25 protein-coding genes are annotated in these 23,991 nt (G+C 57.5%); 18 read left to right on the forward strand and 7 right to left on the reverse strand.

All coding sequences use genetic code 11. The features are described from left to right. Positions 1-30: 30 nt before the first annotated feature. The 13 genes from pruA to K3G63_RS18380 all read left to right on the forward strand — a co-directional run bounded on the left by pruA (position 31) and on the right by K3G63_RS18380 (position 12,883). Complete coding sequence (gene pruA, locus K3G63_RS18320) at positions 31-1,701, forward strand: L-glutamate gamma-semialdehyde dehydrogenase (RefSeq protein WP_220615560.1); 1,671 nt, start codon at positions 31-33, stop codon at positions 1,699-1,701. Between the two features lie 171 nt (positions 1,702-1,872). Further along, positions 1,873-2,265 carry an NADH-quinone oxidoreductase subunit A gene (locus K3G63_RS18325; RefSeq protein ID WP_220615561.1) on the forward strand — a complete coding sequence of 131 codons (393 nt, stop codon included), beginning with the start codon at positions 1,873-1,875 and terminating at the stop codon, positions 2,263-2,265. A gap of 71 nt (positions 2,266-2,336) precedes the next feature. After that, entirely contained in the window at positions 2,337-2,891 is a 555-nt protein-coding gene (locus K3G63_RS18330) for an NADH-quinone oxidoreductase subunit B (protein WP_310794609.1), read from the forward strand. An 82-nt stretch (positions 2,892-2,973) separates the two neighbouring features. Then, complete coding sequence (locus K3G63_RS18335) at positions 2,974-3,537, forward strand: NADH-quinone oxidoreductase subunit C (RefSeq protein ID WP_220615562.1); 564 nt, start codon at positions 2,974-2,976, stop codon at positions 3,535-3,537. Between the two features lie 18 nt (positions 3,538-3,555). Then, on the forward strand, positions 3,556-4,824 hold the full coding sequence (locus K3G63_RS18340) for an NADH-quinone oxidoreductase subunit D (protein WP_220615563.1): 1,269 nt from the start codon (positions 3,556-3,558) through the stop codon (positions 4,822-4,824). Between the two features lie 22 nt (positions 4,825-4,846). Next, the gene (gene nuoE / locus K3G63_RS18345) at positions 4,847-5,416 is read left to right on the forward strand and encodes an NAD(P)H-dependent oxidoreductase subunit E (RefSeq protein WP_110978644.1); all 570 of its coding nucleotides are present in this window, start codon (positions 4,847-4,849) and stop codon (positions 5,414-5,416) included. A 12-nt stretch (positions 5,417-5,428) separates the two neighbouring features. Then, complete coding sequence (locus tag K3G63_RS18350) at positions 5,429-5,785, forward strand: hypothetical protein (RefSeq protein WP_220615564.1); 357 nt, start codon at positions 5,429-5,431, stop codon at positions 5,783-5,785. Positions 5,786-5,797: 12 nt separating this feature from the next. Next, positions 5,798-7,138, forward strand: a complete 1,341-nt coding sequence (gene nuoF, locus K3G63_RS18355; protein WP_220615565.1) for an NADH-quinone oxidoreductase subunit NuoF — start codon at positions 5,798-5,800, stop codon at positions 7,136-7,138. 45 nt (positions 7,139-7,183) lie between these two features. Further along, positions 7,184-8,185 (forward strand): 2Fe-2S iron-sulfur cluster-binding protein, encoded by a 1,002-nt coding sequence (locus K3G63_RS18360; protein ID WP_220615566.1) that lies wholly within the window; start codon positions 7,184-7,186, stop codon positions 8,183-8,185. A gap of 50 nt (positions 8,186-8,235) precedes the next feature. After that, entirely contained in the window at positions 8,236-9,318 is a 1,083-nt protein-coding gene (gene nuoH, locus K3G63_RS18365) for an NADH-quinone oxidoreductase subunit NuoH (protein ID WP_220615567.1), read from the forward strand. 61 nt (positions 9,319-9,379) lie between these two features. Continuing rightward, positions 9,380-9,955 (forward strand): NADH-quinone oxidoreductase subunit I, encoded by a 576-nt coding sequence (locus K3G63_RS18370; RefSeq protein ID WP_220615568.1) that lies wholly within the window; start codon positions 9,380-9,382, stop codon positions 9,953-9,955. 58 nt (positions 9,956-10,013) lie between these two features. Then, positions 10,014-10,526 (forward strand): NADH-quinone oxidoreductase subunit J, encoded by a 513-nt coding sequence (locus tag K3G63_RS18375; RefSeq protein WP_220615569.1) that lies wholly within the window; start codon positions 10,014-10,016, stop codon positions 10,524-10,526. A gap of 704 nt (positions 10,527-11,230) precedes the next feature. After that, the gene (locus K3G63_RS18380) at positions 11,231-12,883 is read left to right on the forward strand and encodes a serine hydrolase (RefSeq protein ID WP_220615570.1); all 1,653 of its coding nucleotides are present in this window, start codon (positions 11,231-11,233) and stop codon (positions 12,881-12,883) included. A 66-nt stretch (positions 12,884-12,949) separates the two neighbouring features. Here the strand turns inward: K3G63_RS18380 and K3G63_RS18385 are convergent, their stop codons facing one another. The 3 genes from K3G63_RS18385 to K3G63_RS18395 all read right to left on the reverse strand — a co-directional run bounded on the left by K3G63_RS18385 (position 12,950) and on the right by K3G63_RS18395 (position 14,669). Beyond that, positions 12,950-13,315 carry a hypothetical protein gene (locus K3G63_RS18385; protein ID WP_220615571.1) on the reverse strand — a complete coding sequence of 122 codons (366 nt, stop codon included), beginning with the start codon at positions 13,313-13,315 and terminating at the stop codon, positions 12,950-12,952. 67 nt (positions 13,316-13,382) lie between these two features. Then, complete coding sequence (locus K3G63_RS18390; RefSeq protein WP_259404554.1) at positions 13,383-13,985, reverse strand: RNA polymerase sigma factor; 603 nt, start codon at positions 13,983-13,985, stop codon at positions 13,383-13,385. Between the two features lie 222 nt (positions 13,986-14,207). Next, positions 14,208-14,669, reverse strand: a complete 462-nt coding sequence (locus K3G63_RS18395) for a MaoC family dehydratase (RefSeq protein WP_220615572.1) — start codon at positions 14,667-14,669, stop codon at positions 14,208-14,210. 271 nt (positions 14,670-14,940) lie between these two features. Here K3G63_RS18395 and nuoK point away from each other — a divergent pair, with 271 nt between their 5' ends. The 4 genes from nuoK to K3G63_RS18415 all read left to right on the forward strand — a co-directional run bounded on the left by nuoK (position 14,941) and on the right by K3G63_RS18415 (position 20,396). Continuing rightward, on the forward strand, positions 14,941-15,273 hold the full coding sequence (gene nuoK, locus K3G63_RS18400; protein WP_220615573.1) for an NADH-quinone oxidoreductase subunit NuoK: 333 nt from the start codon (positions 14,941-14,943) through the stop codon (positions 15,271-15,273). 122 nt (positions 15,274-15,395) lie between these two features. Beyond that, a complete protein-coding gene (gene nuoL / locus K3G63_RS18405) occupies positions 15,396-17,342 on the forward strand; it encodes an NADH-quinone oxidoreductase subunit L (protein WP_220615574.1) in 1,947 nt (648 codons plus the stop codon). Positions 17,343-17,401: 59 nt separating this feature from the next. Further along, entirely contained in the window at positions 17,402-18,871 is a 1,470-nt protein-coding gene (locus tag K3G63_RS18410) for a NuoM family protein (protein ID WP_220615575.1), read from the forward strand. Positions 18,872-18,986: 115 nt separating this feature from the next. Next, entirely contained in the window at positions 18,987-20,396 is a 1,410-nt protein-coding gene (locus K3G63_RS18415) for an NADH-quinone oxidoreductase subunit N (protein WP_220615576.1), read from the forward strand. A 75-nt stretch (positions 20,397-20,471) separates the two neighbouring features. On the opposite strand, the gene K3G63_RS18420 is transcribed toward K3G63_RS18415, so the two are convergent. The 4 genes from K3G63_RS18420 to K3G63_RS18435 all read right to left on the reverse strand — a co-directional run bounded on the left by K3G63_RS18420 (position 20,472) and on the right by K3G63_RS18435 (position 23,373). Beyond that, positions 20,472-21,824, reverse strand: coding sequence for an OmpA family protein (locus K3G63_RS18420; protein WP_220615577.1), 1,353 nt, complete (start codon positions 21,822-21,824; stop codon positions 20,472-20,474). A 242-nt stretch (positions 21,825-22,066) separates the two neighbouring features. Continuing rightward, positions 22,067-22,330, reverse strand: a complete 264-nt coding sequence (locus K3G63_RS18425; protein ID WP_220615578.1) for a hypothetical protein — start codon at positions 22,328-22,330, stop codon at positions 22,067-22,069. Between the two features lie 105 nt (positions 22,331-22,435). After that, complete coding sequence (locus K3G63_RS18430) at positions 22,436-23,098, reverse strand: SdpI family protein (RefSeq protein WP_220615579.1); 663 nt, start codon at positions 23,096-23,098, stop codon at positions 22,436-22,438. Next, complete coding sequence (locus tag K3G63_RS18435; protein ID WP_220615580.1) at positions 23,095-23,373, reverse strand: autorepressor SdpR family transcription factor; 279 nt, start codon at positions 23,371-23,373, stop codon at positions 23,095-23,097. The genes K3G63_RS18430 and K3G63_RS18435 overlap by 4 nt, the downstream gene beginning before the upstream one ends. Before the next feature lie 92 nt (positions 23,374-23,465). Between K3G63_RS18435 and K3G63_RS18440 the strand changes: the two genes are divergently transcribed. After that, on the forward strand, positions 23,466-23,972 hold the full coding sequence (locus K3G63_RS18440) for a DUF2314 domain-containing protein (protein WP_220615581.1): 507 nt from the start codon (positions 23,466-23,468) through the stop codon (positions 23,970-23,972). Positions 23,973-23,991: the final 19 nt, after the last annotated feature.

The raw sequence follows: 23,991 nt of genomic DNA on the forward strand, positions 1-23,991 counted from the left end.
CATCTAAGTACCCAAAACCCAGTAAGGACTATGGCCAACGCCTTTTTTAACGTTCCCGCTCCGGTCAACGAACCCGTGAAAGGGTACGCTCCCAACTCGCCCGAACGCACCGAGTTGCTCAAGACTCTGAAAGAGCTGAAGCAGCAGGAGCGCGACATTCCTATGCACATCGGCGGCCAGGAAGTACGCACCGGCAACACCCAGCGCATCTTCCCGCCCCACGACCACCAGCACACCCTTGGCTACTTCCACGAGGGCGACGCCTCCCACGTACAGCAGGCCATTGACGCCGCCCTGGCTGCCCGCCCCCTGTGGGCTGAGCTGCCCTGGGAGCAGCGCGCGGCCATCTTCCTGAAGGCCGCCGAGCTGCTGGCCGGCCCCTACCGCGCCCGCCTCAACGCGGCCACTATGCTGGGCCAGAGCAAAAACGCCTTCCAGGCCGAAATCGACGCGGCCTGCGAGCTGATCGACTTTTTCCGCTTCAACGTGCACTTCATGCAGGAGCTGTACCACCAGCAGCCCCAGAGCCAGCCCGGCATGTGGAACCGCCTGGAGCACCGCCCCCTGGAAGGCTTCGTGTTTGCTCTCACGCCTTTCAACTTCACTTCTATTGCCGGTAACCTGCCTACCTCTGCCGCCCTGATGGGCAACGTGGTGGTATGGAAGCCCGCCTACACCCAGATCTACTCGGCGCAGGTGCTGATGGAGCTGTTCAAGGAGGCCGGTCTGCCCGACGGCGTTATCAACCTGATTTACGTGGATGGCCCCATTGCTGGCGACGTTATTTTCCAGCACCGCGACTTCGCCGGTATCCACTTCACCGGCTCTACGGGCGTATTCCAGAACATCTGGCAGACGATTGGCCAGAACATCAAGCGCTACCGCTCCTACCCCCGCATCGTGGGCGAAACCGGCGGTAAGGACTTCATTGTCGCCCACCCCTCGGCCCACGCCAAAGCAGTGGCTACGGCTATTACCCGCGGCGCCTTTGAGTACCAGGGCCAGAAGTGCTCGGCTGCCTCGCGCATTTACCTACCCAGCAACCTCGCCGACGAAATTCTGGGCTACGTGAAGCAGGACCTCGCCTCGTTCAAGATGGGCGACGTAGAAGACTTCTCGAACTTCATCAACGCCGTTATCAGCGAAACTTCCTTCGATAAGCTGGCCAAGTACATTGATGGAGCCAAAGCCGATGGCAACGCCGAAATTGTGGCGGGTGGCGGCTACGATAAGTCGAAGGGCTACTTCATTGAGCCCACGGTTATCGTGACCAAGGACCCCAAGTACACCACCATGTGCGACGAGCTGTTCGGCCCCGTAGTAACGGTGTACATCTACGACGAAGCCGAGTTCGAGCAGACCCTGGAGGTAGTAGATTCCACTTCGCCCTACGCCCTCACCGGCGCCATCTTCTCCCAGGACCGCTACGCCATTGAACTGGCCTCGAAGAAGCTGGTACAGGCCGCCGGCAACTTCTACATCAACGACAAGCCCACCGGTGCCGTGGTAGGTCAGCAGCCCTTCGGCGGGGCCCGCGCTTCCGGTACCAACGACAAGGCCGGCTCCCTGCTGAACCTGCTGCGCTGGGTGTCGCCGCGTGCCATCAAGGAAACCTTCGTACCCGTAACCGATTACCGCTACCCCTTCCTGGGCGTGGAAACCGGCGAAAACCTGAACGTAACCGGTCAGGGAGGTTTCTAAGGTAGTTTGAGGATTTACCAGATAAGGCCGCTTCGGGATTCCGGAGCGGCCTTATCCTTTTGTAAGGATCCACCTTTCCCCTACCCTCCCATTTCGCGTTTGTTCCGCCCGCATTTCGTGGTACCTTTGCCTTCCATGCCGTTTCTGAGCGGCCTCACGCTGTCGATATCTATGCTTCTCGCTGTTCCAACCCAATATCAACCCTCTGACTTTCTGCCGATTATTGTGCAGTTTGTGCTGGCCATAGCCTTCGTTGCGTTTTCCATGGTAGCCTCGCACTTGCTGGGGCCGCGCCGGAAGAGCGTAGTAAAGGACGAAGCCTTTGAGTGCGGTATCGAATCGGTGGGCAATGCCCGCACCCCCATTTCGGTAAAGTACTTCCTCACGGCCATCTTGTTTGTACTCTTCGATGTGGAGGTAATCTTCATGTATCCCTGGGCCGTGAACTTCCGGGCTTTGGGTACTACTGGCTTCATTCAGATGATCGTGTTCCTGGCCCTGCTGATGGCGGGTTTTGCCTACGTGATTAAAAAGGGCGTTTTGCGCTGGAACGAGTCGCGCTAAGGGCAACCTTTGCGCGCCCGCTTGTGTTGCCTGACTGAAGCCTTTCGCTTCCCCCAAACTGACTGACCATCATGGAAAATAGAGCTCCTGAAATCAAAATGGTAGACGCGCCGGAAGGCATGGAAGGCGCGGGCTTTTTTGCCACTTCCCTAGAGAAGGTAGTGGGTATTGCCCGCGCTAACTCGCTCTGGCCCCTGCCCTTTGCTACCTCCTGCTGCGGCATCGAGTTCATGGCCACCATGGGTGCCCGCTACGATATTTCCCGCTTCGGCTCCGAGCGCCCCTCGTTCTCACCTCGTCAGGCCGACCTGCTGATGGTAATGGGCACCATTGCCAAGAAGATGGCCCCTATTGTAAAGCAGGTGTACGAACAAATGGCGGAGCCCCGCTGGGTGCTGGCCATGGGTGCCTGCGCCTGCTCGGGTGGCATCTTCGATACGTACTCCGTGCTGCAGGGTATCGACCGGATCATCCCGGTGGACGTGTACATTCCCGGCTGCCCGCCCCGCCCCGAACAAGTGCTTGACGGCCTGATGCGCATTCAGGACCTGGCCAAAAACGAATCCCTCCGCCGCCGCAACTCGCCCGAGTACCAGGCTCTGCTGGCGTCTTACAACATTAAGTAAGTAGTGAGTAGTGGGTATTGAGTAGTTAGACTTTTTATGGTCGGCCTCTCAATACTCAATACCGAATACCCAATACTCAGAAATGGCTGATCAGAACGAATCCATCCCGGCCCAGGAAGTGGCCGCTGCTCAGGACCCGGCAACGCAGAAAAACGCGCAGTTGCTGGCTCTACTGCACCGCTTGTTCGGCGAGGACACTTTCACCGATGTGGAAGAGCCCTACGGTCTGCTGACCGCTACGACCACGCGGGAACGGATTCACGATATCATTGCCGGCCTGCAGCAGGATCAGGAACTGCAAGTGAACTTCCTGACCACCATGTGCGGCATGCACTTCCCCGACAAGGAAGGGCAGGAGTTGGGCATGGTGTACCATCTGCACAGCCTCGTGCACAACGTACGCCTGCGCCTGAAAATCTTCTTCCCCATCTCGGACCCAGTAGTGCCCACGATGACGGACCTCTACTCCACCGCCAACTGGATGGAGCGTGAGGCTTACGACTTCTTCGGCATTCAGTTTCCGGGGCACCCCAACCTCATTCGCATCCTCAATGTGGAGGATATGGATTACCACCCGATGCGCAAGGAATACGCGCTGGAAGATGGTACCCGCGAAGATAAAACCGACCTTTTCTTCGGCCGCTAGGCCCCTGATACCTTTATCATGGCAGTAAACGATACGCTGGAAGGCACCCGCAAAATTGTGGAAGAGGCCGAGGCGCAGAGACCCAATCTGCACCCACTGGCGCCTTCCGTCAACGACTTTAACCAGGAGCTGACCACGCTCAACCTGGGCCCTACTCACCCCGCTACCCACGGCATCTTCCAGAACATTCTGCAGATGGATGGCGAGCGGATCGTGACGGGCGTACCCACTATTGGCTATATCCACCGCGCTTTCGAGAAGATTGCCGAGCGCCGGCCTTTCTACCAGATTACGCCCCTGACGGACCGCATGAACTACTGTTCGTCGCCCATCAACAACATAGGCTGGCACATGACGGTAGAGAAGCTGCTGGGCGTGGAAGTGCCCAAGCGCGCTCAGTACATGCGCGTGATTCTGATGGAACTGGCCCGTATTTCGGACCACCTCATCTGCAACGGCATTCTGGGGGTAGATACTGGGGCTTTCACTGGCTTCCTCTACCTGATGGATGAACGGGAGAAGATTTACGAAATCTACGAGGAAGTAAGCGGCGCCCGCCTGACCACCAACATGGGCCGGGTAGGCGGTATGGAGCGCGACTTCACCGACGTAGCCATCCAAAAGCTGCGCGCCTGGCTGAAAACCTTCCCGGCCGTGATGAGCGAGTTCGAGAAGATGTTCAACCGCAACCGCATCTTCATGGACCGCGTGGTAGACGTAGGTGCTATTTCCGCCGAACGGGCGCTGAATTATGGGTTCACCGGCCCCAACCTGCGAGCTGCGGGTGTCGACTACGACGTGCGGGTGATGAACCCCTACTCTAGCTACCAGGATTTCGAGTTTGAAATTCCGGTGGGCACGAAGGGCGACACCTACGACCGGTTCATGGTGCGCAACGAGGAAATCTGGCAGAGCCTGCGCATCATCAACCAGGCGCTGGAAAACCTGCCCGAAGGTCCTTACCACGCCGATGCGCCGCACTACTACCTGCCGCCCAAGCAGGCCGTGTACAAGAATATGGAAGCCCTCATTTATCACTTCAAGATTGTGATGGGCGAGATTGAGGCTCCCGTGGGCGAGGTGTATCACTCGGTAGAAGGAGGCAACGGGGAACTGGGCTTCTACTTGGTTTCCGATGGTGGCCGTACCCCTTACCGTCTACACTTCCGCCGCCCTTGCTTCATCTACTACCAGGCTTACACCGAAATGGTAACGGGCCAGACGCTCTCCGACGCCATCGTGACCTTGTCGTCGATGAACGTAATTGCCGGCGAGCTGGACGCGTAGTTTTTTGCTGAATTTGACTTTTATGGAGACGACTGCCGTCAAGCCGCAATTTTCTGAAGCCGCCCAGGCTGAAATCAAGCGTCTGCTCACCCACTACCCCGACGACCGCCGGAAGTCGGCTCTGCTACCGGTGCTGCACATTGCCCAGGCCGAGTTCGGTGGTTGGGTAAGCCCCGAGGTACAGGACCTGGTGGCCGAGGTGTTGGATATCAAGCCCATTGAGGTGTATGAGGTGGCTACCTTCTATACCATGTTCAACCTGAAGCCGGTAGGCAAGCACGTGCTGGAAATCTGCCGGACGGGCCCCTGCATGCTGCGCGGCTCCGATGAGCTTACGGCTCACTTGGAGCGCATTACCGGCGCCAAAGTGGGCGGCCCGGCTTCGGCTGATGGTTTGTTCACGTTGAAGGAGGTAGAGTGTCTGGCGGCTTGCGGCTTCGCTCCTATTGTGCAGGTACGCGAGAAGTACTACGAGCAGCTGGACACCCCGGAAGCCGTGGATGCCATGCTCACGGAGCTGCGCAACCAGGTGCACCGCCCGGCCCTGCCGTGGGAAGAAACCGGCCTCCCGAATGCGCTGGCTAACAATTAATTGTTTGCGGCCATGGACGAACGAAATAAAGACCTACCGCTGATTGTCTCGGAAATTCTCATTGAGATGCACGAGATGAAAGAAGCTCTTAACCGAGTAGCGTCTGTTGTTGTGAAGCAACAGGAGCATATGAATTCTATGTTCAATGTGTTGCTCGATGAGAATAAAAAGAACGTGTCGTTCATGGCTTCAATAATGGCTGACGCGCGACAGGAAAATATTTCGCTCATTAATGAGGTTCGGCGCGAAGGCGAAGAAGGTCGTCAGTTCATGACCTATTCCATCAATAAAGCATTGGGGCAACAGCAGCAGATAAACGCCGCTTTCGAGCAACGTCTGGCTGTGCTAGAAGCGAAATACAACGGCTAACTGCCTACTACTATGGGACGCAAACTGCTGACCGAACATATTAACGTTGAAGGCATTAACACCTTTGAGGTATACCGCAAACACGGCGGCTACCGCTCGGTGGAGAAGGCCCTCAAGACAATGACTCCCGACGAGGTGGTGGAAGAAGTGAAGAAGTCGGGCCTGCGGGGCCGCGGCGGCGCTGGCTTCCCTACTGGTATGAAGTGGAGCTTCCTGGCCAAGCCCGAAGGGGTGCCGCGCTACCTCGTTTGCAACGCCGACGAATCGGAGCCGGGCACCTTCAAGGACCGGCAGTTGATGTCGAAGCTGCCCCACCTGCTCATCGAGGGCATGATTACGAGCTCGTACGCGCTGGGCGCCAACACCTCGTACATCTACATCCGCGGGGAGCTGTTGTATGTGCTGCGCATCCTGGAAAAAGCCATTGCCGAAGCTTACGCGGCCGGTTTCCTGGGTAAGAACATCCTGGGCTCGGGCTACGACCTGGACCTGCACGTGCATCCTGGTGGTGGTGCCTACATCTGCGGTGAGGAAACGGCTCTGCTGGAATCGTTGGAAGGCAAGCGCGGCAACCCGCGCAACAAGCCGCCGTTCCCGGCTGTGCAGGGCTTGTACGCCCGCCCCACGGTAGTAAACAACGTGGAGTCTATTGCGGCGGTACCGGTTATCGTGAATGAGGGTGGCGACGAGTACGCCAAGCTTGGCGTGGGGCGGAGCACTGGCACCAAGCTGATTTCGGCATGCGGCCACCTCAACAAACCCGGCATCTACGAAATTGAGTTGGGCCTTCCCGTCGAAGAATTCATCTACTCCGATGAGTACTGCGGCGGCATTTGGAAGGGCCGGGAGCTAAAGGCCGTAGTAGCCGGTGGTTCTTCGGTGCCGATTCTACCCAAGGAGCTTATCCTAAAAACAGCTGCCGGCGAAAACCGCCTCATGACCTATGAGTCGCTGTCGGATGGTGGTTTCGTAACGGGTACCATGCTGGGCTCGGGTGGCTTTATCGCCATGGACGAGACGACCTGCATTGTGCGAAACACCTGGAACTTCTCCCGCTTCTATCACCACGAGTCGTGCGGGCAATGCTCGCCCTGCCGCGAGGGTACGGGCTGGATGGAAAAGGTGCTGCACCGCCTGGAGCACGGCCACGGCCACATGGAAGATATCGACCTGCTGGTAAGCGTTGCCAAGCAAATCGAGGGTAACACCATTTGCCCGCTCGGTGAAGCGGCCGCTTGGCCCGTTGCCGCCGCTGTACGTCACTTCCGCCACGAGTTTGAGTGGCACGTGACCCACGCCAAGGAAGCGGCCCAGCCCGGCGCCGTGTACCGGGCTAATGCCGTGCTGGTTTAATTTCTAGTAACTGACTTTCTCTTCCCGATCAGGAAGCTTTGAATAATGGCTAAAATAACTTTCGACGGCGTTGAGGTAGAAGTTCCGGACGGAACCACTATCCTGAATGCTGCCCGCCAAATTGGGGGTAGCATTGTGCCCCCGGCCATGTGCTACTACACCCCGCTGAAAGGCTCGGGAGGCAAGTGCCGCGCCTGCCTCGTACGGGTAGCAGCCGGCTCGGCCAAGGACCCGCGCCCTATGCCTAAGCTGGTGGCCTCGTGCGTAACTCCTGTGCAAGACGGAATGGTAGTGGAAAACACTACCTCTGAGCAGGTGCTGAACGTGCGCAAGGGCATTGTGGAAATGCTGCTCATCAACCACCCGCTGGATTGCCCCGTGTGCGACCAGGCCGGGGAGTGCGACCTGCAGAACTTTGCCTTCGAGCACGGTGTAAGCACCACCCGCTACCAGGAAGAGCGCCGCACCTTCGAGAAAATCGACATTGGGCCGCTGATTCAGCTGCACATGACGCGCTGCATCCTGTGCTACCGTTGCGTGTACACGGCCAATCAGATTACCGATAACCGGGTGCACGGCGTGCTGGGCCGCGGCGATGCGGCAGAAATCGGCACGTACATCGAGAACATCATCGACAACGACTTTTCTGGCAACGTCATCGACGTGTGTCCGGTAGGCGCCCTCACCGACAAAACGTTCCGCTTTAAGCAGCGCGTGTGGTTCACGAAGCCCGTGAATGCCCACCGCGACTGTCCGAAGTGCTCCGGCAACGTGGTGCTCTGGTACAAGGGTAAAGAAGTGCTCCGCACGACAGCCCGCAAGGATCAGTACGGCGAGGTGAAGGAGTGGATCTGCAACGAGTGCCGCTTCGAGAAGAAGGAAACGTCGGACTGGACCATCGAAGGCCCCGCCCACATCGACCGTTCTTCGGTAATTTCGGCTAACCACTACGAGCTACCCGTGCTGAACCAGTCGGTAATAGCCGACCTGCCCGAAAGCACCCAGCGCGACCTGGAAAAGAACCCTCCTCTGAAACTGGGCAGCTAACAAACAGAACGTCATGCTTCCTTCGTTAGCATGGCAAACGTGAAAAACTAATGATTGAACTACCCGCTCTAGGCTGGCAATCCATTGTCATCTTCGTCGTTTTTGCGCTTTCGCTGCTGATTGCGACCTACTGCACCTACGCTGAGCGCGTTATTGCAGCCTTCCTGCAAGACCGCGTGGGTCCGGACCGTGCTGGTCCCTACGGCCTGTTGCAGCCCCTGGCCGACGCCGTGAAGATGTTCACCAAAGAGGAATTCTTCCCCGGCGGCGCCAACAAGGCCCTGTTCATTTTCGGCCCCTGCCTGGCGATGATTACGGCCCTGATGTCGTCGGCGGTGATTCCGTTCGGCAACAATGTGAGCTTCGGCAACAACGCCTTCTTCCTGCAGGGTATCGAGGTGAACGTGGGTATGCTGTGGGTGTTCGGGGTAGTATCTCTGGGGGTGTATGGTGTGATGATTGGCGGCTGGGCCTCCAACAACAAGTTCTCCCTGCTCGGCGCGGTGCGCGCAGCTTCTCAGAACATCAGCTATGAACTCGCCATGGGCATGGCTCTGATTGCGGTGCTGATGATGTCGGGCACGTTGAGCCTGCGCGAAATTACCCTGCAGCAGTCGGTGGCTGGTGAGTGGCATTTCTGGAACATCGTGAAGCAGCCCCTGGGCTTTATCATCTTCTGTGTGTGCGCCTTCGCTGAAACCAACCGCACACCCTTCGACCTGCCAGAGTGCGAAACGGAGTTGGTGGGTGGTTATCACACGGAATACTCCTCGATGAAGCTGGGCTTGTACCTGTTTGCCGAATACATCAACATCTTCGTGGCTTCAGCCGTGATGAGCGTACTGTACTTCGGTGGCTTCAACTTCCCCTTCCAGTACGAGCTGCGCGACTGGCTGGTGAGCAACCACGGCTGGGAGCTGGCTTCGGCTCAAAACCTGATTACGGTACTCGGAACCGTGGGTCTGTTCGCCAAGATCTTTGGATTCATCTTCTTCTTCATGTGGGTGCGCTGGACTCTGCCACGCTTCCGCTACGACCAACTGATGCGCCTGGGCTGGACCATCCTCATTCCGCTGGCCGTCCTTAACATCCTCATCACCGGCGGGCTCATCCTGTTCGGGGTGATTCAGTAACTTTCCATCCCTACCTCGTTGCGCCCGCTCAAGCCGGGCGTAACACCTGGTCTGACGATATATGCAACTCACGAATAGAGCCAAGAAACTAGAGAAGAAGCCGATGACTTTGGCGGAGCGGGCCTACTTGCCTGCCATCTTCCAAGGTTTGAGCATCACGATGCGCCACTTCTTTATGAAGAAGGCCACCGTGCGCTACCCCGAAGAGGTACGCCCCTTCTCCCCCGTGTTCCGCGGCCTGCACGTACTCAAGCGCGACGAGCAGGGCCGGGAGCGGTGCACGGCTTGCGGCCTGTGCGCCGTGGCCTGCCCCGCCGAAGCCATTACCATGGTAGCCGGTGAGCGAAAAAAAGGCGAAGAGCACCTCTACCGCGAGGAAAAGTACGCCATCAGCTACGAGGTAAACATGCTGCGCTGTATCTTCTGCGGCCTCTGCGAAGAAGCCTGCCCGAAGGCCGCCGTGTACCTGCAACCCGATAAGATTGCGCCCCCACGCTACGAGCGGGACGAGTTTATCTACGGCAAAGACCGTCTGGTCGAGCCAGTATCACCAGATGCGCGCTCGGTCCGCGGCATTCAGCTCACGCCGGAACAGGCAGACTCCCTTCGCAACAAGTTGGCGCAACAGCCCGCCTAGCGCATTCCTCCTACCCCTTGCCAGGGCTGCACCAGGCAACGCGGTTAAATCATCCGATATGTCTCCTCTTTTTCTCTTTCTGGCTTTTGTGGCGCTGCTGAGCGCACTAGGGGTAGTATTCGCTAAAAACCCGGTGCACAGCGTGCTGTTTCTGATTCTGACGTTCTTTGCTTTGTCGGGCCACTACTTGCTGCTGAACGCGCAGTTCCTGGCCGCCGTGAACATCATCGTGTACGCCGGTGCTATTATGGTGCTGTTCCTGTTCGTGATTATGTTCCTCAATCTGAATGTGGACACGGAGCCGCATAAGCCAGCCTTGGCCAAAATTGCCGCAGCTGTTGCCGGCGGCTCCTTACTGCTTATCCTGGTTGCGGCCCTCAAGGATGTACGACCCACCGGCGCTGCTCTGGATGCCAGCTTCGACTCGCAGATTGGCATGGTAGACCGCCTGGGGTTGGTACTCTATCAGCAGTATTTGCTGCCCTTCGAGCTGGCCTCGGTGCTGTTTCTGGTAGCCATGGTGGGTGCCGTGATGCTGGGCAAGCGGGAAGCCGGAGAACGAAACTTTTAGTAGCCTCTAAAGCACTTGGAAAAAGGCCGCTGAATCTTCAGTGGCCTTTTTTATTGGGTACCTATCAGCATGAAAGATCCTACCCTCACTCCTACTCTCTACGCGGCTTTCACCCAGATAAGCAAATTCGAGCTTATGTGCTTGTTCAAGCATCATGGCTGGCTTGTTAGGAAATCATCATGGACAGACTACGAGTTGGAAAATGAATGGTCAGCGTTAGAGTTGGATGGGCCAGACAGCGCGCCTCTCCTGCACGGCCTTATTCTTTACACTGAGCCGCATTGGATATTCCTAACAGAACTACTCGTACGCCTTGTCTGCCCTTGTCAGGTAGAAGTATACCGGGAAGATGGTATGCTGCTGTGCGAATACCAACGGGGCTGAACAAAGCCCGTGCTTAGTAAATAATAGAACTATCCTTATTTCCTTGCTTCTTAAGTTACCAGTAACGCTGTAAGTTATCAGCTGAATTTTATTAATATAATTCAAATTTATACTGCAAAAGGCTAGCAATTTTATCAAAAATATCTAATAGACTTGTACGTCTGCATTCAGGCTGCGGCAGCTGGATTTAGCTGTGATAGAGACTGTTTTATTAGGTTGGTTCTGTGAAGAAGTTGCTTGCCCTCCTACTGGGCTTGCTTGCCTTTCCGGCATGGGCGCAAACAGGGGTATCATCGTCTGAAACAGCGCCCTGTGACGCCGTGATACAGAAGTTTATGAGCCGCTGGAAGATTCCGGGCGCTTCCGTAGCTATTAGTCGGCAGGGAAAACTGGTGTATGCCCGCGGCTTCGGTTACGCCGATTTAGCCAAGACCCAGCCCATGACGCCTGCTACCCTGCTACGGGTGGCTAGCGTCTCGAAGCCGGTAACGTCGGTGGCTATTATGAAGCTGCTGGAGGAAGGACGCCTGAACCTGCAACACAAAGTATTCGGGGCGGACGGCTACCTCAATGATGCCTACTACACGAGTGTCATCACCGACCCGCGCATTTACGGCATCACGGTGCGGCAACTGCTGGAACACACGGCGGGTTGGAACCGGGACGCCGGGGTAGACGGGTTCAGCAGTTCCGACCCCATTGATTTCCCGCTGCATGTGGCGCAGGTAATGCAAGTACCTAATCCGGTGGGCGACTCCACGCTGGTGCGCTACCTGCTAAGCCGGGGACTAAACTTTACCCCGGGCACCCGCTTTGCCTACTCCAACGTTGGCTACCTGGTGCTCGGCAAGATAATCGAGAAGATAACCGGGCAGCGCTACGAGGCCTGGGTCCGCCACAGCATTCTGGAGCCGGCGGGCATTCGGGAGGCTCACTTGGGGCACAACCTGCGCACGGCCAAACTGGAAAACGAGGCGGAGTACTTCTGCCCAGCTACTGGCGAGTCGTGCTACGGTACGGGTAAGAAGGTACCGTATGCGTATGGCGGGGCTAACCTGGAGGCCATGAATGCTCACGGCGGCTGGCTGTTTACAGCCCGCGACTTGGTGCGCCTGCTACTGGCCGTCGATGGCTCGCCTACCCGCCCCGATATTCTGCTACCAGCAACCCTGGACACGATGACGGCGCCGTCGGCTGAGGCCCGGCGCTACGCCAAGGGCTGGATGGTCAGCAAGCACGGCTTATGGTGGCATACGGGCTGCCTCAACGGCTCCACCAGCCTGGTAGCCCGCACAGCCGAGGGTTACACCTGGGCCATTTTGTTTAATGCCTGCCCCAACACGACCCGCTTCTGGAACGACGTGGAAGAATTGGGCGGGAACTGCGTGAAGAGCAGTACCATGTGGCCCTCCTACGACCTGTTTCCACCCGAGCAACATGCTACCCGCCTGCGGGTGGCCCACACCAACGCCAAATCTGCTACGCTTACCTGGGCCAACGGCAACGGCACCCACCGGTTGGTAGTGCTGCGCGAGGGTGCCCCGGTGAATGCATTTCCACTGGAAGGTCAGTTGTACGCCGGCGGCCGCACCTTCGGGCACGGCGCTAGCCTGGGGCAGGGAAATTACGTGGTAGCCGCCGGCCCAGACAGCAGCGTGCAGGTAACGGGGCTGCTGCCGGGCCGCACCTATTACGCCCGCGTGATGGAATACCGACTGAACGAGGAAGCCCGGATGCAGCCGGTCTACTCGTTCGATGGTAACCCCGAACTGCACTTTCGCCTGTCCGAGGCCGCGCCGGTGGCTAAGTCACGGCTGACCAACCGCAGCAAGGCAGTGGCCAGTAAAACCCGCCTGAAAAAGCCTGCTGCTCCCGCGGCCACCAATCCGGCCTTTCCGCCTGCACCGGCTACCGCAACACAGGCTTCTTATCTGGGCCGCTTACGCTCCTTTCTAAGCTGGCGGAAAGGGTAGCACCGTACCCAATACCGGCAGCAAAAAGCCCCGGCACTGCCGGGGCTTTTTGCTGCACTAGCAGGACTAGCTTACGTCTTCGGTCGTGCGGCGCCGCATCCAGGCGGGGCCACAGGCACCCTGCATTTTCTGGCGGAAGCGCTCCTGCTCCTCCGGCGTCAGGCCGGCCATGCGGGACTCCATCTTCTGCTTCCAGATGCGCCGCCGCCGGGCCCAGGCTCCACTGCGGCCACCACGGCCCCAGCCACCAAACAAAATACGGGAAAGCACCAGCAACCCAATGGTTTGCCAGAATGTGATAAAAGGGCCGTGAAACAGTTCAGGCACCAGCCAGTTCCACAGATTCATGGTGAGGTAGCCGGCCGCGGCCACGAACAGGCTGGCGAAGAGAATAAATTTAAGGCCGCCAAGCAGCCAGAAGGAGCGGTTCATGGGAAGTAGTAGCTTGCTGGGAAGAAGAGCACCGCCGACGGCAGCCAGGCTTCTTTCTATCAAATGATTAATCGGTAAACAGCTCGGTGTAGAGCGTTTGCAGGCGTTTGCGCAGGTGCTGCACGGCGTAGTGCTTGCGCGAAATCAGGGTTTTGAGCGGCGTGCCGGTTTCCTCCTCCATTTCGCGGAAGGTTTTGTCTTCCAGCTCGTGCCAGATGAATACTTGGCGCTGGGCGGCGGGTAGCTCGGCCAGCGCATCGGCTAAGGCTTCCATCAGCGTTTCGCGGAGCAGGCGGTTTTCCGGGGCATCGTCGGCGGCAGGCAGAATGTCGGCCAGCAGCAGAGAGTTGTCCTCGTCATCATAGCCACGCACCAACTCCTCTTCCAGCGAGGAGGGGCGCTTCCGTCGGTAGAGGTCCGTAATTTTGTTGCGCGCCACCCGAAACAGCCAGGCCGCTGCCTGCTCCACGGGCTTGAGCATACGGTAGCTCTCAACCAGTTCGGCGAAAACGTCCTGCAGTACGTCCTCCGCCTCGGTTTCATCAGGAATGCGGCGACGGATGAAGGCCAGCAGCCGGCCGCGCTGGGTGCGCACGGCTTCCTGAATTTGCAGGTCCTGGTGGCCAGCCGTCATCAGCGAAGCGTCGAGGGGTAATACGATAGGTTCCATTCTGCTCCGACAGACGCGGGAGCAGGTAAAATACTTTAGGCTAGGTAGAAATTATTTCGGAACCGGCTCCCTACCTGTCATCCCGATTGGAGGCGAAGCATCCTATGCGAATGCTCCCCAGGGCCCGAGGCAGATTCCAGCTGGCACCTCAGGGGTTACCCACCTTATATGCAGGGGTCTGTCCTCTCGCCCGGAAGCATAAGGAAACCGCCAGCAGCAGGATTATACGAAATGGTACAGGAAGGTGATGACGCCCGTGTAGGCGGGCTTGCGGCTGCCTTCTACTTCTAGGGTTACCTCAATGCGCGCCTTGGCAATGCCGCGTAGGTCCTTCACCGATAACAGCTTAGCCCGGAGCCGCACCTGGCTGTCGACGGTCACAGCTTGGTTGAAGCGCAGGCTTTCAATTTCGTAGTTCACCTGCATCTTCAGATTCTCAATGGTTATAATCTGGCTCCACAGGTAGGGCAGCAGCGACACGGTGAGGTAGCCGTGGGCAATGGTAGCTCCGAAGGGCGACTCCGTACCGGCCCGCTCTGCGTCGAGGTGAATCCACTGGAAATCGAGGGTAGCGGCCGCGAACTGGTTGATTTGCTCCTGCGTGATAATGTGGTAGGCCGAAACGCCCAGTTCCTGGGCTTCGTACTGTTGCAGGTCGGTGAGGCTGCTGATGGTGAGGCTCATGGCGGAGGTAAGAGTGAGAGTTGGTGGGCGAAGGTACGGCGACTAGGCCGATACGGGTACTGTGGCCTCTGCCCGGCTGGGCCACCGCCGCGCGGTCGGCGTTTTCCTACCTACCTGCCTTGCCCCGCCTGAGCGAATCATCGTCTTACCGCCCGCGGGAAACGGGTGCATTTTGCCGTGGCGTTTTCCGATTTTCAGGATACCTTTGCCGGCTAGTGTCCCGGACCTCCTCCGTGAGGAAGGGCATTCTTTTCGCCGTCAGCTCTACCGCATGGACCAGAACATACCGCAGGTTATCCAAACGGTTCCTCTCCAGTATTACGTTTTCTTCGCCGCTGCCCTCTTCAGCATTGGCGTGCTCGGAGTTCTTACCCGACGTAATGCCATCATTATCTTTATGTGCGTGGAGCTGATGCTCAACGCCGTAAACGTCCTACTGACGGCTTTCTCCGCCTACCGCGCCGACGCGAACGGACAGATATTCGTGTTTTTCATCATGGCTGTTGCCGCCGCCGAAGTGGCCGTGGGCTTGGCCATTATCGTGATGATCTACCGCAACCTGCAGAACACCGACGTCAATCTGTTGAACCGCCTGAAGTTCTAGTTTTTCCTGTCCTCCGGAGCGCAGCGAAGGACCTCTACCGCGTAGCTAGGGGTAGTCATTACCCTCGGCAGAGGTCCTTCGCTGCGCTCCGGATGACAAACGCGCTTCTGCATCCCTGATTTATGCAAGAACAAGTAATACCCGCTGCCGGCGCCCCGTACCCCACGCTGCTGTACGTACTGATTCCGCTGTTGCCGTTTCTGGGCTTTCTGATCAACGGGCTGCTGAACCGGCGCCTATCGGGTACGGTAGCCGGCCTGATTGGCTCGGCCGCGGTGCTGGGCTCGTTTCTGATTTCGGCCACGCTGTTCGCCACCTTCCAGTACCCCTACACGGTCACCCTGTTCGAGTGGATTCGCGTAGGCTCCCTGCAGATTCCCTTCTCCTACCAGATTGACCAGCTAAGCCTGATTATGCTGCTGCTGGTAACGGGTGTGGGTTTCCTGATTCATGTCTACAGCATCGGGTACATGCACCACGACGAGAACGTGGGCAAGTTTTTTAGCTTCCTGAACCTGTTCGTGTTCAGCATGCTGGTGCTGGTGCTAGGGGCCAATTTCGTGATTCTGTTTATTGGCTGGGAAGGCGTGGGCCTGTGCTCCTACCTGCTCATCGGCTTCTGGAACAAGAATACCAGCTACAACAACGCCGCCAAGAAAGCCTTCATTATTAACCGCGTTGGCGACCTGGGCTTCCTGCTCGGCATCTTCCTGATTTACCTCACTTTCGACTCGGTGCAGTACGCCGAGGTGTTTCAAAAGGCCAGCACCTTGCAGATTGGAACGGGGGTAGTAACGGCCATTACCCTGCTGCTCTTCGTGGGCGCCACCGGTAAATCGGCCCAGCTGCCGCTTTACACTTGGCTGCCCGACGCCATGGCCGGTCCTACCCCGGTTTCGGCCCTGATTCACGCCGCCACCATGGTAACAGCGGGCATCTACATGATACTCCGCGCCAACGTACTGTTCACCCTAGCCCCCGATACACTGGAGGTTATTGCCATCATCGGTGGCGCTACGGCTTTGTTTGCCGCTACCATTGGCCTGGCCCAAAACGATATTAAGAAGGTGCTGGCTTACTCTACCGTTTCGCAGCTGGGCTATATGTTCCTGGCCCTGGGCGTGATGGGTTACAGCACTTCCCTGTTCCACGTGCTGACCCACGCCTTCTTTAAGGCCCTGATGTTCCTGGGTGCGGGCTCCGTGATTCACGCCATGAGCAACGAGCAGGACATGCGCCGCATGGGCGGCCTGCGCAAAGCCCTGCCCATCACGTTCATCACCTTCCTGGTGGGCTGCCTGGCCATTGCCGGCATCCCACCCTTCGCGGGCTTTTTCTCTAAAGATGAAATCCTGCTGCACGTGTACCAGCACAGCAAAGTGCTGTACGCGGTAGGGTTGTTCACGGCTTTCCTGACGGCCTTCTACATGTTCCGTCTGCTGTTCCTAACCTTCTTCGGCGAGTTCCGGGGCACCGAGGAGCAGAAGCATCATCTGCACGAGTCGCCCGCTTCCATGACTCTGCCCCTCATTGTGCTGGCCATCTTGGCCGCCGTGGGTGGCTTCATGAACGCGCCCTTTTTCCTGGGCGAAGAAAACGCCTTCCTCTCCAACTACCTCGCGCCCCTGTTCACCTACTCCCGGAAGCTGAACCCCGAAGCATTTGGCCTGGAGGTTGACCACGCTACCGAACTCATGCTCATCGGCCTGTCAGTAGGCGCGGGTGTACTGGGTATTGTGTTTGCCTACGTGCAGTACGTGAGCCGCGGCGTACGCCCGGCCGAGGACGAAGCGCACCGTTCGGCTCCCGAGAACCTGGTGTACCACAAGTACTACGTTGATGAGCTGTACAACGCCCTGTTCGTGCGTCCCATCATGGGCCTTTCGCGTGGCCTCTACCGCTTCGTGGAAAACGGCATCATCGACCCGGTAGTAAATGGCCTCGGCCGCCTGACCATGGGTGGCGGGCAGCTGCTACGCTACGTGCAAACCGGCTCCGTGGAGACCTACCTGATTCTGATGGTAGTGGGCATCGTGCTGGTGCTGGCCCTGAATTACTTTCGCTTCTAATTCTCTCTGACGGGTGAGGCCGGCGTTTTGCCGTGGCTTCACCTGCACCCAGATAACGTATGCTAACTGTCTTACTGCTTCTCTGGCCCGTGGCGGCCGCCCTGCTGCTGCACTTCTTCAAAGGCGGCGCTGCCCGGGTGGCAGCGTTTGGCGCGGCGCTGGTTGAACTTGTGCTGGCGGCCTACGCGGCCTTCGCCTTCAACCCCAACAACGCCGGGCAATTCTCCCTGAACCTGCCCTGGATTTCCTCCGCCGGTATCAGTTTCCACGTGGGCATGGATGGCCTGAGCCTGCTGCTGGTGCTACTGACAGCTTTCCTGGTGCCCATCATTCTGCTGGCCGCGTTCCGCCGCAACTTCGAGAACGAAGGCGTTTTCTACGCCCTGGTGCTGTTCATGGAAACCGGCCTGATTGGCGTGTTCACCGCCCAAGATGCCTTCCTGTTCTACTTCATGTGGGAGGTGGCCCTAATTCCGATTTACTTCCTGGCCGGCGTGTGGGGCGGCGTAAATCGGGCGAAAGTCACGTTCAAGTTTTTCCTCTACACCATCGTCGGCTCACTGTTCATGCTGGCCGGCTTTGTGTACCTCTACTTCCAGACTGGGGCTTCGGCCGATGGTCTGGCAGCGCACAACTCCAGCCTGGCCGCCTTTTACAACCTAAACCTGCCGGCCGAAACGCAGATGTGGTTGTTCTGGCTGATTTTTGCGGCTTTTGCCGTGAAGATGCCCATCTTCCCTTTCCACACCTGGCAGCCCGACACCTACACCGAGGCTCCGGCCCCGGCAACCATGCTGCTCTCAGGCATCATGCTGAAAATGGGCATCTATGGCTGCATGCGCTGGCTGCTGCCGGTAGTGCCCCTGGGCGTGGACCGGTGGCAGAATCTGGTGCTGATTCTGGCTGTTATTGGCATCATCTACGGGGCCATTATTGCCATCCGTCAGCAAGACGTGAAGCGGCTGATTGCTTATTCCTCCCTCTCCCACGTAGGCCTGATGATTGCCGGCGTGTTCTCCCTAACCCAAATTGGCTTGCAGGGAGCCAGCATTCAGATGCTGGCTCACGGGGTGAACGTGGTGGGTATGTTCTTCATCGCCGACGCCATTGAGCGCCGCACCGGTACCCGCACTATTGCTGACCTAGGCGGCCTCACCCGCCAGGCACCGGTACTGACCGTGTGCTTCCTGGTGCTGCTGCTGGGTACAGTAGCCCTGCCGCTCACTAACGGGTTCGTGGGCGAATTCCTGCTGCTGGAAGGCGTATTCGAGTATAACGCCTGGATGGGTGCCGTAGCCGGCGTAACCATCATTCTGGGCGCGGTGTACTTGCTGCGTATGTTTCAGCGCGTAATGCTGGGCCCGGATTCATCGTTTACCGCCACGTTCACCGACCTAACCGGCGCTGAGCTGGCCTTGCTAGTACCGCTTCTCGTGCTGGTCTTCTGGATTGGCTTGTTCCCAAACACCTTCCTGCAGTTGTCGGAAGGTAGCGTGTTAAATATTCTCAGCGAGGTAGTAAAGCGCTAACCTATAGCGCGGAGCTCCAGCCTCGCGCATCGTCTGCACCGTCATAACGATTATCGTTCGACGACTTCGTTCAACGATACGCGAAGCTGGAGCTTCGCGCTACCATCAGCCGACAATGAATTCCATCATTCTACTTTCCGTTCTGGGCCTTGGCAACCTGTTCCTCGGGTTCCGCCGCTCCAACCGGCTCCTGCTGCCCGCGGCCATGCTTATGCTGGTTGTGGTGCTCGGAGTAAACTTTCTTGATTGGGGCACGTCGCAGTCGTTTTTCAACGATATGCTGGTCATCGACAACTTCTCGGTGGCTTTCACGGCCATTGTGGTCCTGACAGCGCTGCTGCTGCTGCCCTTCTCGCAGAAATACGTGCAGGACGGCGAGGCCAATCTGGCTGAGTACTACTCTCTGCTGCTGTTCTCGCTGGTAGGCGCTATTATGATTGTAGCCTACAACCACCTGCTAATGCTGTTTTTGGGAATTGAGACGCTGAGCATTGCCATGTACGTGCTGGCCGGCTCCGAGAAGCGCAGCCTACGCTCCAACGAAGCGGCCCTGAAATACTTCCTGATGGGCTCCTTTACTACGGGCATCCTGCTCTTCGGGATGGCGCTGGTGTACGGGGCCACCGGCACCTTCGTACTGCGCGACATCAGCTTTGCGGTGCAGAACCCGGTGAATGCCTCCCTGATACCCATGCTCTACATCGGCATGCTGCTGATGCTCATTGGCATGGGCTTTAAAGTATCCGCGGCGCCTTTCCATTTCTGGACGCCCGATGTGTACGAAGGCACGCCCACGTTCTTCACGGCATTTATGAGCACGGTAGTGAAAGCCGCCGGCTTCGCTGCTTTCCTGAAACTGCTGGTACAAGCCTTTCCGGCGGCTTCGGCTCAGGGGCTGTGGCTGCCTACTCTCACGGCCATGTGCGCCCTTACGCTGCTGGTCGGGAACGTAGGTGCCGTAACGCAAACCAGCGCGAAGCGCATGCTGGCTTACTCCAGCGTATCGCACGCGGGCTACCTGCTGATTGGCTTGGTGGCTTTCAACGGGCAGCTGGAAGGCGCCTCGGCCAACGGTATCTTCTTTTACTCGTTGGCTTACTCCATAGCCACGGTAGCGGCCTTCGGCGTGCTGAAGCTGGTTTCCGATGCCCGCTCGCGCGAGGATTACAACGGTCTGAACGGCCTGGCCAAAACCAACCCACTGCTGGCCTTCGTGCTGACGGTAGCCATGCTGTCATTGGCCGGAATTCCGCTCACGGGAGGCTTCTTCGGTAAGTTCTTTGTTTTCTCGGCGGCTGTAGAGAAGGGCTATATTGGGCTGGTCATATTTGCCGTGGTCATGTCAATGGTGAGCATCTACTACTACCTGCGCCCCATTATCGCCATGTACATGCGCGACGCCGACGACGAAGCAACGGCTACGGCGGTACCGGTTTCGGGCTTCCAATCGGGCGCGTTACTGGTGCTGGCTTTGCTGACGGTCGTGCTGGGTGTGCTGCCAGGCCTGCTAGCCGGCATTCTGTAATTACGAGAATCACCTTTGCGGTTAAACAAAAAGAGCGGCGCTTGCGCCGCTCTTTTTGCTGTAGTACTACCCCCTCTACTTTTTGATAACCCGAATACTGATGCGGCGGTTGAGGGCCCGGCCTTCGGGCGTAATATTAGAGGTGACGAAATACTTGCCTCCATATCCCTTGGCCTGCAGCCGGTTCATGTCGACCCCCAGGCTGGCCAGTACCAGCATCGCCGTTTTGGCCCGGTCTTCACTGATCTGAAAGTTTTTCACAGCGTTGCCAGTACTATCGGTGTACCCTCCAATTTTAACTACGGAACGCGGGAAAGTCTTGAGGATGCTGGCTACGTTGCGCAACTGCTGAAACGACTCATCCGTGAGGGTACTTTGCCCGGTTTCGAAATACACCCGGTCGAAGTTTATCCAACCCTTGGTCCGGTTAACAGAATCCACTTGCATAGTGGGGTCGGCCAGAAACGTGTACAGCCGGTTTTCCGTGGAGGTGGCCCCCACTTTCTGCGTAGTGCCGTCAGCCAAACGCAGAATCAGCGGTTGCCCCGTGTCGTAAATGTACGTGTCATTGACGGGGTCGTAGTGGCCTGCTGTAGCAGCCGCTGCCGAAGTAGCTGCGGTGGGCGTGGCCGGGGTCATGGCTGCATTACTGGTTGCCACCAGCCCAGAGCCAGCGCTTTCTTTGCCGTCGCCCGAGTCATGGCCGAAAAAATAGCCCAAGCCTACCGCCGTCAGCAGCAGCACGCCCCAGGCCCAGGGCTGGCTGGCAATGGGCGTAGCCGGGGTTGCCGCTGGCGGAGGGGGCGTGTAGGTGCGGCCACCACCAACCGTAGCCCAGGCACCATTTCCACTCGAGGTCGTGGCCAAACCGCTACTACCACTACCCAAGGTTACTTGGGGTACTGGAGTAGATGGACGTTCAGCAGGTGCGTTACCGGCCAGCAACAGCCGGCAGATACCTTCTTCATCCTGCTGAAACCAGCGAGCAAGCGCCCCGGCATCGAAGGTATGCTCCTGACTGTACTCGCCAGCCACGCCGAGCGCGGCCACGGCCGTTACGCTCAGTAAATGCGTGACCGTTGGGGAACTGATGCCGGCGGCCGCCGCTACCTGCAGACTGGTAAAATGATAGGCTTCTCCTAGCAGCCCCCGCATCAGCGCCTCACCCCGCTGCAGCCAATTTTCCTGCCCCGGCTCCACAATGGTTTCCAGTACGCTGGCTCCGTACGCTTCCCGGCTAAGCTTCCAGATGGCCTCCGGCCCATCGGGGCCGCTGGCCCGGCCAGCCAGCGAATGCACTACCAACGGCACCAACTGGCTTAGGGCACCCCAGATTCCCGTTTGGCTCTCATGCGTTTGTTCGGCCAAGCGGCCTACTACTTCGTGTGTAAAAAATACCTGTGCAGTGTGCGTTACAGTTTGTTCCATGACTATGCATTCCCTATCAATCCAACATACCACAAAGTACAATTATTTATTGCAATAATTACGTTATAGAGCCTCTATTTTTATTTCTTTCGGTCTGTTGTTCTGCTTTTTAGCGCGGCGGGTGGCCCTTTTCGGCGCGCACTCCGCGCCCCACCAGATAGTTCAACCACCTGTATGGCCCCAGGCGGAGGTGCTTTCTTACCCCGTGCAACAGCTAGGTTTTTTTTGCTCTGCCGAAATGGCTACGCGCGTCGTGGCACAGTTTCCTCGGTGGACTCGGCGTAGATACCGCCCTGCTCGAACAGTGCGGCGTGCAGGGTATCGGGCAGAGGCGCACCGTGGTCGTAATGGGAAATCCAGCCTTTTTCGCGGCGCAGGGCATGGCATTTACGCTCCCACAGCTCCTTCAACATCTTCTTCAGGTCGTTGTGGCAACCCACGCAGGGTATGGGTTCAATATCCGGTACGAATACCTCGTCGAGTTTCAGGCCGCGGAACAGGCGCACACAGGCACGGGCAGGAAGCGAGGAGAGAAACAGGATAGATAGAAGAAGCCGCCAGCATAGAACCATACGCTGGCTTTATTACTACCCCAGGCCATTCGGCATGATCTACTTCACTCCTTTTGCTGCCGCCATTTCCTGCTGATACAACCAATAAGAATATGCGTACACGGCTACCGTTGTCCCGAGCACACCTGTCAGCAGTACGCTCATGCCTACCTCCCCCGACCAAACTAAAGCCAGAAACGCGCTCAGCACGCCGGTAGCAAAGAACAGCCACCCGCCCAGCCGGTGTGTGCGCGCCCAAATCAGGGGAAACTCCAGGGCCCAAGGCGTTTTGAACCCGACAAAGTAGTTGGGCTGCACAGTAGTTAGGTAGTTGCCCATGAGGGCAAAGAACACACCCATGACAACCGCCAGCCCCCGACCCGGCTGCACGGAAGGGTGCAGGGCCGCGTACAGACTGAATAGGCTGAGGCCACTCATTAGGGCCACCAGTAGCAGTTGCAGCTTCTGGTAGTTCGTGGTGTTGGCATCCAGCCGCCTTTTAGGGTCGAGGCGGGGCAGGAAAGTTAGCAGTAGATAAGTACCTGCCGGCAAGCCCAGGCAAAGCAGCCACATATTCTCTTTGGCCGTGAAGCCATCGGCAGTGCCGGCCGCATTGAAGTGGGTAGGAATCTGGGTCGGTAGCGCGGGCCAGGTATACGCCAGATACGCGGCCGGCAACACCAGCACTAGCAGCGTCAATAGTTTCCAGCTAATAGTCTTCATGGATTTGTATCAGTAGTGTTAGTGGGCTTGAATTGCAGGAGCCAGCTCAACAGCTCGTCCATCACGGTCATGTTCAGGGTGTAAGTCACAAACTGTCCCTGTTTATCACTCGTCACCAGCTCAGCCTGGCGAAGCAGATCGAGGTGGTGGCTGATGGTAGGCTTCGAGAACTGAAAGTGTTCGGCTATTTCGCCGGCCGTGCGCGGCTGCTGACGCAACAGTTCCAGAATGGCACGGCGCGTGGGGTCGTTGAGGGCTTTAAAGAGAGCGTTCAAGATTGGTTAGGTATTTAGACAAATATCTAATTATTTTAATAGGAAGCAACATTTCCCTATCTATATTTGAACGCTACCTCTTCCCCACCTCTATGAGAATCAGTATCCTTCTGCTACCCGGTCTTTTACTTCTTTTTGCCAGCTGTACTTCTTCAGCTGACAAAGTGGAGCGACCGGGCGAGCCTGCTATTTATAACGTAACGGCTGAGGATGCGGAAATGAACCACGCCATGAAACAGGGTAAAGCTACCTTGCCTCAGTTTCTGACCACTATCAGCAAACCTGATTCGACTATCTCCAACCCAGCTGTCAAGGTTCATTACGACGATGGTGAGCAGAAGGAATTCCTGTGGATTAGTGACCCAGTCTTGGAAAATGGTCAGTGGTATGGCACCGTAGCCAATACGCCGGAGTACACCAAGCAAGTTGCAGCAGGGCAGAAAGTGCGAATAGATACTGCCGTTGTGGTTGACTGGGATTACACACAAAATAACCACCTCATGGGAGGTTATACAGTCAAGCTACTTCGCAATAGAATGACGCCTGAAGAAAGATCAGCGTTTGACCAATCAACCGGCTGGATTTTTGACAAGCAATAAGTTAAAAAGCGGCTCCTGA

The organism is Hymenobacter sp. HSC-4F20 (assembly GCF_019599275.1).
Taxonomy (GTDB): domain Bacteria; phylum Bacteroidota; class Bacteroidia; order Cytophagales; family Hymenobacteraceae; genus Hymenobacter.

Excerpts from the sequence above, each read along its gene's own strand:
- K3G63_RS18390 (WP_259404554.1), bottom strand. The coding sequence starts at position 13,985 with ATGGAACCTATCGTATTACCCCTCGACGCTTCGCTGATGACGGCTGGC.
- K3G63_RS18330 (WP_310794609.1), top strand. The coding sequence starts at position 2,337 with ATGGAAAATAGAGCTCCTGAAATCAAAATGGTAGACGCGCCGGAAGGC.
- nuoE (WP_110978644.1), top strand. The coding sequence starts at position 4,847 with ATGGAGACGACTGCCGTCAAGCCGCAATTTTCTGAAGCCGCCCAGGCT.
- K3G63_RS18430 (WP_220615579.1), bottom strand. The coding sequence starts at position 23,098 with ATGAAGACTATTAGCTGGAAACTATTGACGCTGCTAGTGCTGGTGTTG.
- K3G63_RS18370 (WP_220615568.1), top strand. The coding sequence starts at position 9,380 with ATGCAACTCACGAATAGAGCCAAGAAACTAGAGAAGAAGCCGATGACT.
- K3G63_RS18420 (WP_220615577.1), bottom strand. The coding sequence starts at position 21,824 with ATGGAACAAACTGTAACGCACACTGCACAGGTATTTTTTACACACGAA.
- K3G63_RS18440 (WP_220615581.1), top strand. The coding sequence starts at position 23,466 with ATGAGAATCAGTATCCTTCTGCTACCCGGTCTTTTACTTCTTTTTGCC.
- K3G63_RS18395 (WP_220615572.1), bottom strand. The coding sequence starts at position 14,669 with ATGAGCCTCACCATCAGCAGCCTCACCGACCTGCAACAGTACGAAGCC.
- K3G63_RS18410 (WP_220615575.1), top strand. The coding sequence starts at position 17,402 with ATGCTAACTGTCTTACTGCTTCTCTGGCCCGTGGCGGCCGCCCTGCTG.
- K3G63_RS18360 (WP_220615566.1), top strand. The coding sequence starts at position 7,184 with ATGGCTAAAATAACTTTCGACGGCGTTGAGGTAGAAGTTCCGGACGGA.
- pruA (WP_220615560.1), top strand. The coding sequence starts at position 31 with ATGGCCAACGCCTTTTTTAACGTTCCCGCTCCGGTCAACGAACCCGTG.
- K3G63_RS18375 (WP_220615569.1), top strand. The coding sequence starts at position 10,014 with ATGTCTCCTCTTTTTCTCTTTCTGGCTTTTGTGGCGCTGCTGAGCGCA.
- nuoK (WP_220615573.1), top strand. The coding sequence starts at position 14,941 with ATGGACCAGAACATACCGCAGGTTATCCAAACGGTTCCTCTCCAGTAT.
- K3G63_RS18335 (WP_220615562.1), top strand. The coding sequence starts at position 2,974 with ATGGCTGATCAGAACGAATCCATCCCGGCCCAGGAAGTGGCCGCTGCT.
- nuoF (WP_220615565.1), top strand. The coding sequence starts at position 5,798 with ATGGGACGCAAACTGCTGACCGAACATATTAACGTTGAAGGCATTAAC.
- K3G63_RS18415 (WP_220615576.1), top strand. The coding sequence starts at position 18,987 with ATGAATTCCATCATTCTACTTTCCGTTCTGGGCCTTGGCAACCTGTTC.
- nuoL (WP_220615574.1), top strand. The coding sequence starts at position 15,396 with ATGCAAGAACAAGTAATACCCGCTGCCGGCGCCCCGTACCCCACGCTG.
- K3G63_RS18340 (WP_220615563.1), top strand. The coding sequence starts at position 3,556 with ATGGCAGTAAACGATACGCTGGAAGGCACCCGCAAAATTGTGGAAGAG.
- K3G63_RS18350 (WP_220615564.1), top strand. The coding sequence starts at position 5,429 with ATGGACGAACGAAATAAAGACCTACCGCTGATTGTCTCGGAAATTCTC.
- nuoH (WP_220615567.1), top strand. The coding sequence starts at position 8,236 with ATGATTGAACTACCCGCTCTAGGCTGGCAATCCATTGTCATCTTCGTC.
- K3G63_RS18325 (WP_220615561.1), top strand. The coding sequence starts at position 1,873 with ATGCTTCTCGCTGTTCCAACCCAATATCAACCCTCTGACTTTCTGCCG.
- K3G63_RS18385 (WP_220615571.1), bottom strand. The coding sequence starts at position 13,315 with ATGAACCGCTCCTTCTGGCTGCTTGGCGGCCTTAAATTTATTCTCTTC.